The organism is Croceibacterium atlanticum (assembly GCF_001008165.2).
In the GTDB taxonomy this organism is placed as follows: domain Bacteria; phylum Pseudomonadota; class Alphaproteobacteria; order Sphingomonadales; family Sphingomonadaceae; genus Croceibacterium_C; species Croceibacterium_C atlanticum.
Genome location: NZ_CP011452.2, coordinates 27,455 through 41,377, shown reverse-complemented (window position 1 = coordinate 41,377; position 13,923 = coordinate 27,455). Strand labels below are relative to the sequence as shown.

The following is a 13,923-nucleotide window of genomic DNA, read 5'->3' as shown; positions in this document are numbered from 1 at the left end:
GATAGTGGACTGTAAGGCCGACGGCGCAAGCGTCATTCGGCACCGATCAGGATGCTGGTCATCCCGAGCGACTTGTGATGGATGAAATTCGGGTGGAGCTCAGCCGCCTCGCCCGGATGGCGCGCACCCAGGACATAAAGCAGCGGCCAGAAATGATCGGGCGTCGGCACGGAAAGCCGCGCCGCATCGCCAAGCGTTTCGTAATCGATCACCGCCTGCGGCCGGTCTTCGACAACGGCATCCAGCATCGCGGTGTTGAACTGGTCCGCCCACGGATAAGGGTCCGCGTCCGGATGATCCCAGTCCATGGCCGGCAGATTGTGCACGATATTGCCCGTGCCCATGATCAGCACGCCTTCATCGCGCAGCGGGCGCAGCGCCTGGCCGACTTCCCAATGCTGTTGCGGGGTCTTGGCCACATCCATGCCAAGCTGGACGACGGGAATATCCGCCTCCGGATAGGCATGGCACAGCACAGTCCATGTGCCATGATCCAGGCCCCAGTTCGCATCCAGCCCGACAGGCATCGGATCCAGCAATTCGCGCACGCGAAACGCCAGTTCCGGATCGCCCGGCGCGGGATATTGCATGTCGAACAGGGCCTGCGGGAAAGCCCCGAAATCATGAATGGTGCGCGGCTGGGCCATGGCCGTGACCGCGGTTCCCCGCGTCTGCCAATGCGCCGAAATGCACAGGATCGCCTTCGGCCTGCCGATCCTGTCGGCTATGCCTTTCCAGGCGGCGGTGGTGTCGCTCTTTTCCAGAGCGACCATCGGGCTGCCATGCCCGTAAAATACGACCGGAAGGCGGCTCATCGGAAAAGCCCTTTCGCCCCGAGGCTGGACCGCGATTGCGCGGCAGTTATTTTTGTTTTGGTTATCATGCGCTTGGTTCTGTTGCAGACCCTTGAAGGAACGACTTCACGCTATGGAGGGGGAGCGGCGCGGTCTTGCATGTACGCGCACAAGATATTGTTGCGCGCCTGCCGGACCCCGCCGCACCAACGCTTTATTCCCTGGTGTAATCGTCAGGAATCTCGGGATTTTCCCCGCCCTTCACCCACAGCAGGATCTCGTTGCCCCAGGGGTCGCGGAAGCAGTGATTCTTCCCGTTGAATTCGGCCCAATAATGGTTGCGCCAGAGGATTTCGGCGCCCAGCTTCTCGGCCGTTTCCAGGATGCGTTCGGGCGTATCATCATCACCCACCAGCACCCAGATACGCGGCCCGCGGCCTTCCTTCGCAATGAAGCGCGGCTCCACGCCTTCCGGATTCGGATTGGGGCGGACATTCGCGACATTGGAAATGCCCATGTGCAGATTGCCGATTTCGCTGTCGGTCCCGTCCTTCTTCTTGAAGAAGCCGCCGGGCACCATGCGGTGATATTTGCCGAGCGGACGGGGATCGTTTTCCCAGCCGAAGACCTCGGCGTAGAACTCGCCGGCGGCATTCGGATCGTCCGACGGAATATCGAAGAAAATCAGAGAATTCGTCATCTAAGCCCCTTTGGTAAAAGCTTCTCGGAGTGCTGATTCCGGAGCTAACAGGGGCGGCAGCGCGGGGGCTGTCTGTCTGGCGAACAATCTTTTGATTTTCCAACCGCCCGCCGGTGAGGGATGAAACGGCGGGCGGCTGGAGGGAGGTAACTCAGGAGGTAGCGTGCAGTTTCGTTACCGGGGCGGATGGGCCGCGGCGGCGATTCCATTCGGACATGTAGCGATCGACCAGCCAGACATTGAACTGGCGCTGGGCATCTTCCTGCCAGCTATAGCGGCCACGCGGCGCGAATTTTGACCCGAGGCCCTGCTGGATCAGAAGGTCCGTGTGCAGATCCTGCGCGAAGATGGAATTGGTGTAATCCGCCGTCACCTTCGCCTTGGTTTCAAACAGCGGATCCTCCATCGCTTCGGGCATATAGAGGCTGCCGAACGTCACATTGTGGGTATTCGCCGAATTGGCATCCATAATGATATAGATCGCCACGTCGTTTGTTATCACGAGCGACAGGCTGGGCGGCACGTTCACGAACAGCAGACGGTTCTGCTCATCCTCCGAAAGGTTCGGGAAAACCGGGAACAGCGCCTTTTCCGTCGGGTTGAAGGCGGCATTCTTGTGCAGCGTGCCGTTCAGCCGGTAATATCCGGCCGTGCCCTTCGGAACTTCCGGGAAGCTCGCCTTGGAACTGGGGATATAGTCATGCAGGCCGTGATGCAGGCGGCTGGCGTGATAACCGTCATTGTTGTTTTCGAACTGGACCTTCCAGTTCCAGGCAAATTCCTCAACGATCGGATCGGTGCCGCGCAGATCCTCCAGCCCGTAATTGGCCACCACCGCATCCAGCGGCGCCAGGCGCGGAATCAGCGATTCCGCTTCCGGATCGAAATTGACGAAGACGAAACCCTGCCAGACCTCGACCTTCAGTTTCGGCAGGCTGTTCTTCGCCTTGTCGAAATTGCAGGTCTTGGTCATCGCCGGCGCGCCGACAAGGCGCCCGTCGAGATCGTAGGTCCAGTGGTGATAGGGACAGACGAAGCTGCGGACACTGCCCTTGCCTTCGGCCACCAGCATGGCGCGATGCTGGCACACGGCAGACATGGCCTGCAAATTACCATCCCGGTCGCGCGTGACGATGATCGGTTCGTTCGCATGGGTGGCGGTGAAATAGTCGCCGGCTTCCTTGACCCATTCCTGGCGCCCGACGCACAGCCATTCGCGATAGAACAGCGCCTCTTTTTCGAAGCGGAAGAATTCTTCGCTGGTGTAGATTTCGGGCGGAAGCGTTTCCGCCTCTTCCGTCGGCTTTACCGAGCTGGCGAAGCTGTCGAAGAACTGATCGGTGAGAAGCGTCATTATGTCACCTCGTTTAGGTTGGACCCGTTATTGTGCGGTGCACAAACACGTTACGCCGGATGAGGATGAAGGCAAGAGCCTCTCCACCGGATGACCGGTTGCGCCGCACCGGGCTTTCTGCCGCGATACGTCCATAGTGATAGGCAATCGCCGGCTGCGGCGCTTTGCAGAATGCGTGCAAATTGTTGTTTCGCGCACTTCCCGCGCCTTCGCCCCAACCCTGCCATCCAGCGCAGGCACCCGGTCTGCCGTCAGACGATTTCGGCGAAGAAGCCCTTGAGGTCGGCGGACATCCTGTCCCATCCATGGTTGGACATATCCGGCCGTGCACCTGCCGGAATCTGCCGGATAGCAGAAGCAAAACGGGCTATGTCTTCTCCGGAGAGTTCACCATCATAGAGGTGGACCCATTCACGGCCGAAGCTCTGCTGCAATTCCGGCATGGATCCAAGATTCGGCACCAGCACCGGGCGCGCCCGCGACAGGGCGTGGATGGCCGATCCGCTGTTGAGAACTGCCCTGTAGGGCAGGACCACGCCATGCGCCCCGTCGATCATCCGCTCCAGTTCTTCATCGTCGATCCGCTCGTCGGAAAGTGACAGCCGCAGATTGGCGATATCCTCCGCCTGCTCTTCCACCTCGCGGGAATAGACCGGATCGTGGCGCCGCCCGGCCAGGTTCATTTCAACCGGCATGCCTTGCGTGGCGCGCATGGCCTTTATCAACGCGCCATGCCCCTTGTAGCGGCGGATCATCCCGAAGCTCATCAATCGACATGCTTCGTCCACCGCCGGCGGATAGTAGGGCGTGATCGGCAAGGCGCTGTCATAGCGCGGATGGACAGTCACAAGTTCTCGCGTGTGGGGGGCCACGCGGTATAGTTGGTGGAGCAGTTCCCGCGATCGTTCCGACAGGTAGATGATGCCGTCCAGTTCCCGGATGAAGCGGCGGGGGATGAACTGATGCCGCGCTGCGCCGTCATGCTGTGCCAGATTATGCGCCACCCACACGAACCGCGTCCGCCCCAGCCGCCGCGCGCCCATGATCCGAAGCAAACCCTTGGCGGTAGCGGTCAGCGGTACATCGCCCATGAAGAGATAAGGCCAGTGCATGATGACCACATCGCTGGACATCATCGGCTGGAGATGGAACGAAAGCGGACGCACTTCACATCCTGCACCCGCCGCAGCGGCGGCGAATTGCGGCACAAAACTGTTATACACGCTATCGAATGGGTCGATCGAAACTGTCAGTTTCTTCAAGACTTGTCGGTCCTTCCGTCCACAGATGCCCTTTCGATCTCACGGCCGGCCATCAAGGCCCGGCAAATCACGCATCACCAACGCATCGCTAAAATCACAGTTTTGAATGCGGTGCAGCAAGAAATTCGGTCAATGCGCCGGTTTACACGGCGAGAGGCTCAGCCCGCCATTGCCATGAGCAATCGGCCGGACGCGCAGCCAAGGCTGAGAAGACGGACGGAAGATGCACGCTCGCAGACGGCATCGAACACCGTCTGCGAGCGTGATCAATCAGTCCTTCGCCGGGACAAAGGGCAGCAGCAGGCTGGAAGCATGGGCGCCGCCGGTATGGAACACATGCGTGCCGCGATTGCGCGTGTCCTCATGCAGGGCGAAAGGCAGCATCAGCCCCTCTTCCTTCTCGTAGATATCCGCCCCCGCAATCACCAGGCGCAGGGTTTCACCTGCGGCGAAGCGCACCGAAAACGGCCAGAGCTCGATCTCCAGCGAAACCGGCTCACCCTCTGGCAAGGGATCTTCACGCAGATGGGTATGCACCGGCCGTTCGGGCCGGGACCGCTCCTCGTCCAGTTCCCGGTGGCTGGCACGAAGCCAGCCGAGAGAGACGGGACCGTTCTCGAAAAAGGCATAGAAGGTGAAGCCGACTTCCTGCCCGTCAGCATCCAGCTTCTGCAGGGCGAGGAAGATATCGGCATCATCATTGCCGCGCGTTTCCAGCCATAATTGCAGGCTGGCATGGCCGGTGATCTCGGTTTCTTCATCGAATTGGATATCGAAATGCGCCTTGTCGGAAACGGCATCCTGCTCAACCGATCCCTGCTCGGGCAAATCACGAGTCAATGCGCCCTGCCCTGCATCGAGATACAATCTCTCGAACTCGGTACGCGTAAGCGGGAATTCGGCTTCTTCCCGTTCTTCAGCCACACCGTGGCGATCACGGATCTCCAGCCTCACATTGGGCCAGGCGGCGATTGCCGTCGGCCGGTCGCGCATGAAATGATCGAAAAATGCGAGCTGCCGCTGCCTGCTTTCCGGCCGGTAATAATGCGCCCATTTCTTCTGGCCATGGACGTCGAGCCATTTCCGTTCACTTCCGATACGGGCATAGGCTTCGATCGTGCCGCGCAGGTGCAGGCCCATGTCCGACCAGCTTGCAACCATATATGCCGGCTGGGTAATCGCTTCGAGATCGACATCCTTGCTGTGCCAGAAAGCATCCATCAACGGATGCGCGCGGACATTCTCCCAGGTATTTTCCGTCCGGTTGAGTGAATAGCTGATATTGTCCGATGCGCGCGGCAGGAAGTTCGTTTCCAATATTCCGCCGTGATAGGCGAATTCGCGATACCAGTCGGAAAAGGCTTCCCACACATTGATCGCGGCCAGCGCGGGCGGTTTCAGCGGCGCGACATAATACTGGATCGCCCCCAGATAGGAGACCCCGCTCATCCCCACGCGGCCATTGCTCCAGGGCAGGCGCGCCAGCCATTCAACCGTATCCGCGCAATCTTCCGCTTCCTGGCGGCCATTATGATGGAAATCGCCGCCCGACAGCCAGGCACCGCGCGGATCCACCACCGCCACGCCATATCCTTGCGCACCCCACCAGACGGGATCGGGGCCTTCAAAAGGCGTGAGCGTTGAAAGCCATTCCGGATTGACGCCCGAACGCGGCCAGAAGACCTGGTTGCTCAGCGAATGCTTGCCATAAGGCCCCCAGGCCAGCAGGATCGGCACATCCCGCTCTGCGCCTTCCGGGCGATAAAGATCAGCGAAAATCTCCGTTCCGTCGCGCAACGGGATCACGCAGTTTCGCTCTATCGTCAGCCCCTGCTCATGGCGGAGCGCATAATCCGCAGGCGGCAAAGGCGGCTTGTGCGATGCGCTGAACGGATCGACGCCCGGCCGCATGATCGGCTGGAAAATCTCGCCGCCCATCACCGCACCACGAAATAATGAATGCGATTGGCGCCCGGCATTTTTTCCGCCACGCCAACGAAGACATGGCGCGACATCCATTCATGCGGGCCGGCCGGCGCATCGAATTTCGGCGTGACGCGCATGTAATAATCCTTGCTCGACACGGCCTCGTCCCGGCGCATCTTCTCCGCGATGGCATCGTCATATGCCCAGCGGTAGCCCTGGTTCTGGAGGTAGATCACGGCCCCGTCATCCGCTTCGAGAAGGTAGCGAGCATCGAAATCGATTACGCCGTTCCCTCTTTGCAGGGGAAAATCGCCGCCGGACATGGGAATCACCCGGCCATTCAGCAGCGGCCCTTCCACCGTCCCGGCCGCCGCATAGATGGCCGCCCGCGTATCGCCGCGCGAGCTTGGCTCTATCCAGTATGGTTTGGAAAGGTCGATCGAGATCGTGAAGGCGTGATCGAAGGTCGGTGCAAAGGGATGTGTATCGGACATGCAGCAGAGAAACCGGCTATTTGTTGATTAGTCAACAGTTCTGTGCGCAATGATTCATGAAAGCCGAGAAAGACACACGGCGCGTTCGCGAGCCCGATGGCGACGCTGGCGGCGAAAAAGCCGAAATCGATGTCGGGATTTGCCGCTTCCAGGGTGCTGAAATGCTGGAACGCTTGGTTCTCTCGGAGAGAGCAATTTTATCGCGGGAATGCCGAACCGAGGGGTTCTGCAACGCAGACCTGCCCTTGGCGCAAATTTCAGATTAAGTGGCGGAGAGGGAGGGATTCGAACCCTCGGTACCCGTGAGGGCACAACGGTTTTCGAGACCGCCCCGTTCGACCACTCCGGCACCTCTCCGCAGGAAAGCGCATGGGGGCGCGAGCGCCCGGTCGGCTGGGAGCGCGGCGGTTAGCCGAAGCGACGCGGCTTGCCAAGCCCCTGAAAGCGCACTTTCACACCAAAGTCGGGGATTGCGAATTGTGCAAGACTTGCCCCTCGCCCACGGCTTTCTATATTTTGGCGATATGGATCATTCCAGATACTTCTCTCCGCAAGCAGGTCGGCAGGTCAAGGCGCCGCGCCATGCAGAAGCGCGCTTTGCAATCGGCGATGTCGTCCGGCACCGCATGTTCGATTTTCGCGGCGTGGTATTCGATATCGATCCGGTCTTCGCCAATAGCGAGGAATGGTACGAATCCATTCCTGAAGACATGCGCCCGCGGCGCGACCAGCCATTTTATCACCTGCTGGCCGAGAACGAGGAATCGTCTTACGTCGCCTATGTCAGCCAGCAGAACCTGATGGTCGATCGCGATGGCGGACCTATCGACCACCCGAGCCTTCAGCAGCTGTTCGACGATTTTACCGACGGGCGATATCGCCTGCGTCGCGGCTTGACCCATTGACGAAGGGCGCCGTCCGGCGCCCCCGTCAGCTCTTGATCTTCCACCCGCTTTTCAGCACGCGATAGGTCACGAAACCTAGCGCGAGGTTCAGCACGCCCACGCCCACTGCCGCGCCGATCACCGCGTGGTTGCTGTTGCCGATGTCGCTGGCACCCAGAAACCCGAAGCGGAAGCCCGAAATCATGTAGAAAAACGGGTTTACGCGGCTGATCGCCTGGAAAGCGGGGGCAAGATTGCCGATGACGTAGAACGTGCCCGACAGGAGCGAAAGCGGCGCGACCACGAAATTGGTGATGGCCGCCGCGTGATCGAACTTGTCGGCCCACAGGCTTGTCAGCAAACCCATCAGCGCAAGCAGGGTGGCGCCCATCAGGCCGAACCAGATAATCGCCCAGGGATGGGCCGCCATCAGCGTGACGCCCGGCCACAGGGCCATGGCGAGAGCAACCGCGCCGCCGACCATGATGGCGCGGGTGATTGCCGCGCCGACAATGCCAATCATCAATTCCGCTTCGCTCAATGGCGGCATCAGCACGTCGATGATCGTGCCCTGCAACTTTCCAGACAGCAGCGAGAAGCTGGAATTGGCGAAGGAATTCTGCATCATGCCCATCATGATCAGGCCCGGCGCAACGAAAGTGGCGAAAGGCACGCCCAGCACTTCGCGGCCGCCACGGCCCATCGCGACGGTAAAGATCACCAGAAACAACAGGGTCGTTACGGCCGGGGCCCAGACAGTCTGCGTCTGGACCTTGAGAAACCGCCGGATCTCCTTAATATAGAGACTCCACAGCCCGATCCGGTTGAAGCCCGTGATCAGGGGCTGCCCCTTGGGCGGAAATCTGCGCCCTGCCTTGGTACCGGGGTCGACAAATTCGGGTGAGGTGCCGGCGCCGTCTGGTGCTGCTGCTTGGACTTGATCGACCATGTGGAGCCGACTATCGGCCCTCGCCTGTGCTGGCAAGATGCAGCGCGGCCCGCCCGCATGATGAATTGATGGATTTTTGATGAGCTGGACCGAAGAACGCATCGCGACGCTGACCAAGATGTGGGAGGGCGGCGCAACTGCCAGCCAGATCGCAGAAGAGCTGGGCGGCGTGTCCCGCAATGCCGTGATTGGCAAGGCGCATCGTCTTGGCCTGAAGTCGCGCCCCTCGCCGGTGAAGTCCAATGACGATAAGGGTGCGAGCAAGGGCAAGGCCGCTACCGCGAAACAAGCCGCGGCCAAACCGCCCGCCGCCAAGCCGAAGCCCCCGGCGCCCAAACCGCAACCGCAACCACAGGCGAAGCCGGCCGAACCCGCGCCACGGCAGCAGGAAGCGACAGTCCAGCGGCCGCCGGAAGAACAGCGGCCCGCGCAGAACATGCCCCGTATCGTTTCCGTTGGCCCCGGCGGCTTTCTTCGCCAGGGTCCGGGCGACCAGCAGGCCCCGATTCCGCCGGCCCCGCCGCGCCGCCTTGTGCCGGCCAAGCCGAGCCCGGAAATCGCGGACAAGACCAGCCTTCTCGATCTCAGCGAGCGGGTTTGCCGCTGGCCGATGGGCCATCCGGGAGAGCCTGATTTCCACTTCTGCGGTGAAAAGGTGAATCCCGGCTTCCCCTATTGCGTCGAACATTGCGGCCGGGCCTATCAGGCACAGCTGCCGCGCGGCGCCCGCCGTCCCCCGCCGCCCCTGCCCTTTGGCGGCCCGCGCGTGCGCTGATCCGCACCGCGTCATAATCGAATCGAAGACCCGCCGCGCCCACCCGGGACGGCGGGTTTTTCGTGTCCGGCAGGCAGGGTCGGCCAATCGCCTGGAACAGTTGAAACACAGTCCCGGCGGAGCAATTCCGCGCATCAGCCCGGCCAGACGCTTCCTGCTCCCGTGGCTTCGCACTCGGCATAGGGCGGAGGGACTCAACTCCGCCAGCAGGGTTTACCCCGCAGCCAAGGAGGTGCCCTCCAGCCGACGGCCACAACGGTTCGTCGCACAGAGCGCTCGAAACACCCCTTTAATTAACCATCGCGCCAAAAGCGTTCATGTGCCTGCAAGGTCAAGATGAACAGGCGGGGGCCGTTCACGTGCGGCATGCGCGCCGTACGCCATGCCAACCTTGTGACGGGAGCTTTCACAGCCGGTCGGACCATCATCGTGGTGGGTAGACGATAGGTCGCGAACACGCTGCGCCGGCTGATTTAGTTTGAGGAGAAACCTAGTGAATATCATGTCCCGACGAACCGCCCTTTTCCTTTCCGCAATGCTGGCCGTGCCGGCGACGAGCGTTTCGGCGCAGGAACTGGAACCGGCCAGCAATCTGCGCACGGCGCAGAATGAAGAATCCATCAATGTCTTCGGCGCGCTTCCCGATGACCTGACCGGCCTTGCTGCGGGTCCTGAAGTGGAAGGCTTCATTTCTGCGCGCCGCGGCCGCGAAATGCAGATCACGACCCCGGCCGGCGAAGCGACCAAGGTTCTCGTTTCCGACGCGACAGAGATCAAGGCCAAGGGCGGCTTCCTCGGCCTCGGCCGCACGCAACTGGCCGCCGATGCACTGCTTAACGGCCTGCCGGTCACCGTGGAGACGGTTGAATGGGAAGGCGGGCTGATCGCCAGCAAGATCCGTTTCAAGGACGACGATCTGGAAACCGCCGAAATGATTCGTGGCGGCACGGCCCAGCGCTTCGCCGAACATGACGTGGCGATCGAAAAGAACGCAATGGCGACCGAGGCCCTGCGCGGCCGGATGGGCGATATCGACCAGTACAATCTCAAGGGCACGACCAACGTGCATTTCGACACCGGCAAATGGGCGCTTTCGCGCCAGGCCGAAGCCGATCTGTGCGCCACCGCCAACCAGGCAGAGGCAATGGACAACGCCCTGCTGCTGGTCGTCGGCTACACCGATTCCGTGGGTGACGAGGAATACAACCAGGTGCTGAGCGAGAAGCGCGCCGGCCGCGTGGTGAACTTCCTGCAGCAGCGTTGCGGATGGAAGCCCTATCGCATGCTGACGCCGACCGGCATGTCGGAAGCCGATCCGCTGGCCAGCAATGACACGGAAGCCGGCAAGGCCCAGAACCGCCGCGTTTCGGTGAATATCCTCGTCAGCAAGGCGGTTGACGAGCTGTAAGTTCTCCCCGGGGTGGGCTGCGGCCCACCCCGGCTTTTACGATACCTGACCAATCGGCATTTCCCGATCCGTCTTGACGCCTCGACAATACATCGGGTATTTCCGATGGAATGAACGAGGAAGACGCTCTCTCCGCTTTGGCCGCGCTGGCCCATCCTACCCGGCTGGCCACTTTCCGCCTGCTCGTCCGCCACGAACCGCAAGGGCTGGTGACGGGGCAATTGGTGGAAGCGATGGGCCTTAGCCAGAGCACGCTTTCCACCCATCTGGCCGTGCTGGTGAAGGCCGGGCTGGTTCAATCCGAAAAAAGCGGGCGCAATTTCATCCAGCGTGCACAGATTGACCGTCTGCGCGCCCTCATGCTGTTCCTCGCCCGCGATTGCTGCGAAGGGCGGGCCGATCTGTGCGAACCGCTATTCGCAGATCTGGCCGTCTGCTGAGGATCGCCTCATGCCAGCCGACATCATCATCTACCACAATCCCGATTGCGGGACTTCGCGCAACGTCCTGGCGATGATCCGCAATGCCGGGATCGAACCGCATGTGGTGGAATATCTGAAGACGCCGCCATCCCGCGCTATGCTGGAACGCCTGATCGAACGGGCAGGTATTTCCCCGCGTCAATTGCTGCGGGAAAAAGGCACGCCTTTTGCGGATTTGGGCCTGGGCGATCCCGCCCTTTCCGATGCACGATTGATCGACGCGATGATGGAACATCCGGTGCTTATCAATCGTCCGATCGTGGTTTCGCCGCTGGGCGTCGCACTGTGTCGTCCATCGGAAAAGGTGCTGGACCTGCTGCCTGGACCGCAAATGCGTGCATTCGCGAAGGAAGACGGCGAACAGGTTATTGATTCCAGCGGCCGGCGCATCCTCTGACCGGGAAAGAGGCAAGACCATGAACCAGCAATTGGCCGCCTCTCCGGCCGTTTCCTCTCCGCTCGGTTTCTTCGAGCGTTTCCTTTCCTTGTGGGTGGCGCTGGCGATCATGGCCGGTATCGCGCTGGGCCTGACCATGCCGGGCACGGTCGGGCTGATTGCCGGGCTGGAATATGCCTCGGTCAATCTGGCGGTTGCCGTGCTGATCTGGGCGATGATCTATCCGATGATGGTAGGCGTCGATTTTGCCAGTGTGCGGGATATCGGGCGCAAGCCCAAGGGGCTGGTCATCACTCTGGCGGTCAACTGGCTGGTCAAGCCCTTCACCATGGCCGCATTGGCCGTGCTGTTCTTCGATCATCTCTATTCCGGCCTGATCGGCAGTGCCGAAGCCGACCAGTACATTGCCGGGCTGATCCTGCTGGGCGCAGCACCCTGCACGGCAATGGTCTTCGTCTGGTCGCAGCTTACCCGTGGCGATCCGGCCTATACGCTGGTGCAGGTATCGGTGAACGACCTGATCATGATCGTCGCCTTCGCGCCCATCGTGGCCCTGTTGCTGGGCGTGACCGATATCGAAGTGCCATGGGAAACCCTGCTGCTTTCCGTCCTGCTTTATGTCGTCGTGCCGCTGGTGGCAGGCGCGATCACCCGCCGGCAGGTCATCGCCCGCCATGGCGGAGACGAAGCGGCGGTGGACGCGTTCACCGCGCGGCTGAAGCCCTGGTCGATCATCGGCCTGCTGGCCACGGTCGTCCTGCTCTTCGCCTTCCAGGCGGAAGTGATCGTGGGCAATCCGCTGCTGATCCTGCTGATCGCGATCCCGATCGTGATCCAGAGCTATGGCATATTCGCAATTGCCTATGCGGCGGCCAAGGCCTGGCGCGTGCCGCACAATATCGCCGCCCCTTGCGCGCTGATCGGCACGTCCAACTTCTTCGAACTGGCCGTGGCCGTGGCGATCGGCCTGTTCGGCCTGTCCAGCGGCGCGGCACTTGCCACCGTGGTCGGCGTGCTGGTGGAAGTGCCGGTGATGCTGTCGCTAGTCGCCTATGCCAATCGCACGCGGGGCAGTTTCCCCGCCCCCTAGGCCATGGCGAGCCGCCGCCTTTCCGCTTCTGCCAGGCTCGGCACATGCCGGTCCACCACGAAGGCAGCGGCGGCAATCAGCGCGGCCGACACGGTCAATACGGCGAAGAAAGGCATCGTGCTTTCCCCGCCCGCTGCCAGCAATCCGCCGCCAAAGGCCGTGGCGGAAATCGCGCCGACCCGGCTCATGAAAATGCCGAAGCCGATCCCTGCCGACCGGCAGCTTTGCGGATAGGCATAAGTCATCATCACATACATGCCGGCAATGGCCGCGCTGAAGAATCCGCCCGCCGCGGCGATCAACCATGTAACCAGCGCCTGCTGCGCCGCGTCCGGCGAAGCGGGCAGGCCTTCGACAGCCGATCCCAGCCCGATCATCAGCGCCATCAGAACCGCGCTGATCACCAGCATGACCGGCTTCGATCCGAAACGGCGCATGGCAATGCCGACAATGATCGATCCGATCATGGACGTGATGCCCGCCCAGGCCACGGCATTGCCCGCCACCGCCAGGGTGAAACCGCGCTGGGTCAACATCACGGTGGTCCAGCTCAAAATGGAATAGGCGACCATGGCCGCCGCCGCGAAGGCCAGTGCGATCCCGGCATTCACGCGGGCATTGCTCTTGTGCAGGACGCCGATCGAAGGGCCGTCTTCCGTATCGGTTTCATGCCTTTCCGGCAGCAGTGTCAGATCGTCCTTCAGCACCAGCTTGGCATTGCGCTGTGCCCGTTCAGTCTTGCCGGAAGCGAGCAGGAAGGACGGGCTGTCGCGCAAGGCGGCGGCGATGATCAGCACCAGAACCATGGTGGCGAGGCCGATGCGGACAAAAGTCCCTTCCCAGCCATGCGCAGCGGCAAGATCCGGGCCGATCCAGCCAACGATCGTGCCGCCGATGGGCGTGCCGACCGAAAGCGTGCTGACCGTGACCGGGCGCCAGCGATCAGGCAACCATTCGCCTGCCATGGCCAGCGCATTGGCATAGGCCGCGCCGAAGCCCAGCCCGCCGACCAGCCGCCATCCGGCCATTTGCCACACATCCGTGGCCGTGCCTGCGCCCACTGTCGCCAATGAGAAGACCAGCGCGGCAATCGCCAGGGTCCAGCGCCGCCCGATCCCGTCGCCCAGTTGCCCCCCGGCCCATGATCCGATGCCGAAACCGACCAGGGCCGCGCCCATTGCCCAGCCGAATGTGGTGCTGTCCGTGCCGAAGCTTTCCATCACCAGCGGCGCCACGATGCCCAGCAATTGCAGGTCCATCCCATCCGCCACCAGGATCAGCATGCAGACCGCCACGGTCAGCCACTGAAATGGCTGAACGCTGATGCGCGACAAAGCGTCGCTGAAAGTCGTCTTCATATCTCACCCTCTCCCTGCCGGTGTTTCCCGGCTTGTGTATATTCTTGCGG

General features: G+C 61.6%; 15 protein-coding genes and 1 tRNA gene. 7 read left to right on the top strand and 9 right to left on the bottom strand.

Annotation, left to right across the window (positions count from 1 at the left end; all coding sequences use genetic code 11):
- Positions 1–32: 32 nt before the first annotated feature.
- The 6 genes from ygiD to WYH_RS00235 form a co-directional block, all read right to left on the bottom strand.
- Positions 33–815, bottom strand: coding sequence for a 4,5-DOPA-extradiol-dioxygenase (ygiD, locus tag WYH_RS00260; protein WP_046902226.1), 783 nt, complete (start codon positions 813–815; stop codon positions 33–35).
- A gap of 193 nt (positions 816–1,008) precedes the next feature.
- Positions 1,009–1,494 carry a VOC family protein gene (locus WYH_RS00255; protein ID WP_046902225.1) on the bottom strand — a complete coding sequence of 162 codons (486 nt, stop codon included), beginning with the start codon at positions 1,492–1,494 and terminating at the stop codon, positions 1,009–1,011.
- Positions 1,495–1,645: 151 nt separating this feature from the next.
- Entirely contained in the window at positions 1,646–2,848 is a 1,203-nt protein-coding gene (locus WYH_RS00250; protein ID WP_046902224.1) for an aromatic ring-hydroxylating oxygenase subunit alpha, read from the bottom strand.
- Between the two features lie 251 nt (positions 2,849–3,099).
- Positions 3,100–4,110: a glycosyltransferase gene (locus tag WYH_RS00245; RefSeq protein ID WP_053833309.1), complete on the bottom strand. Its 1,011-nt coding sequence runs from the start codon at positions 4,108–4,110 to the stop codon at positions 3,100–3,102.
- Positions 4,111–4,380: 270 nt separating this feature from the next.
- Positions 4,381–6,048 (bottom strand): CocE/NonD family hydrolase, encoded by a 1,668-nt coding sequence (locus WYH_RS00240; protein ID WP_053833308.1) that lies wholly within the window; start codon positions 6,046–6,048, stop codon positions 4,381–4,383.
- Complete coding sequence (locus tag WYH_RS00235) at positions 6,048–6,530, bottom strand: DUF3237 family protein (protein WP_053833307.1); 483 nt, start codon at positions 6,528–6,530, stop codon at positions 6,048–6,050. The genes WYH_RS00240 and WYH_RS00235 overlap by 1 nt, the downstream gene beginning before the upstream one ends.
- 56 nt (positions 6,531–6,586) lie before the next feature.
- Here WYH_RS00235 and WYH_RS00230 point away from each other — a divergent pair, with 56 nt between their 5' ends.
- Positions 6,587–6,796, top strand: a complete 210-nt coding sequence (locus tag WYH_RS00230) for a hypothetical protein (protein ID WP_046902223.1) — start codon at positions 6,587–6,589, stop codon at positions 6,794–6,796.
- Between the two features lies 1 nt (position 6,797).
- Here the strand turns inward: WYH_RS00230 and WYH_RS00225 are convergent.
- Positions 6,798–6,887: transfer RNA gene (locus WYH_RS00225), tRNA-Ser, on the bottom strand.
- Positions 6,888–7,054: 167 nt separating this feature from the next.
- On the opposite strand from WYH_RS00225, the gene hspQ reads away from it, so the two are divergent.
- Positions 7,055–7,435: a heat shock protein HspQ gene (gene hspQ, locus WYH_RS00220; protein ID WP_046902222.1), complete on the top strand. Its 381-nt coding sequence runs from the start codon at positions 7,055–7,057 to the stop codon at positions 7,433–7,435.
- Positions 7,436–7,460: 25 nt separating this feature from the next.
- Here hspQ and WYH_RS00215 read toward each other — a convergent pair whose 3' ends face one another.
- Positions 7,461–8,363, bottom strand: coding sequence for an ABC transporter permease (locus tag WYH_RS00215; protein ID WP_046902221.1), 903 nt, complete (start codon positions 8,361–8,363; stop codon positions 7,461–7,463).
- A 79-nt stretch (positions 8,364–8,442) separates the two neighbouring features.
- Here WYH_RS00215 and WYH_RS00210 point away from each other — a divergent pair, with 79 nt between their 5' ends.
- From WYH_RS00210 to arsB, 5 genes are all read left to right on the top strand, one after another.
- The gene (locus WYH_RS00210; RefSeq protein ID WP_046902220.1) at positions 8,443–9,138 is read left to right on the top strand and encodes a GcrA family cell cycle regulator; all 696 of its coding nucleotides are present in this window, start codon (positions 8,443–8,445) and stop codon (positions 9,136–9,138) included.
- 502 nt (positions 9,139–9,640) lie between these two features.
- Positions 9,641–10,546: an OmpA family protein gene (locus tag WYH_RS00205; RefSeq protein ID WP_179945437.1), complete on the top strand. Its 906-nt coding sequence runs from the start codon at positions 9,641–9,643 to the stop codon at positions 10,544–10,546.
- A gap of 110 nt (positions 10,547–10,656) precedes the next feature.
- Positions 10,657–10,986: an ArsR/SmtB family transcription factor gene (locus WYH_RS00200; protein WP_046902218.1), complete on the top strand. Its 330-nt coding sequence runs from the start codon at positions 10,657–10,659 to the stop codon at positions 10,984–10,986.
- Between the two features lie 10 nt (positions 10,987–10,996).
- Entirely contained in the window at positions 10,997–11,425 is a 429-nt protein-coding gene (gene arsC / locus WYH_RS00195) for an arsenate reductase (glutaredoxin) (protein WP_046902217.1), read from the top strand.
- Between the two features lie 19 nt (positions 11,426–11,444).
- Positions 11,445–12,515, top strand: a complete 1,071-nt coding sequence (gene arsB, locus WYH_RS00190; RefSeq protein WP_046902216.1) for an ACR3 family arsenite efflux transporter — start codon at positions 11,445–11,447, stop codon at positions 12,513–12,515.
- On the opposite strand, the gene WYH_RS00185 is transcribed toward arsB, so the two are convergent.
- Positions 12,512–13,873, bottom strand: coding sequence for an MFS transporter (locus tag WYH_RS00185; RefSeq protein WP_046902215.1), 1,362 nt, complete (start codon positions 13,871–13,873; stop codon positions 12,512–12,514). The genes arsB and WYH_RS00185 overlap by 4 nt on opposite strands.
- Positions 13,874–13,923 lie beyond the last annotated feature (50 nt).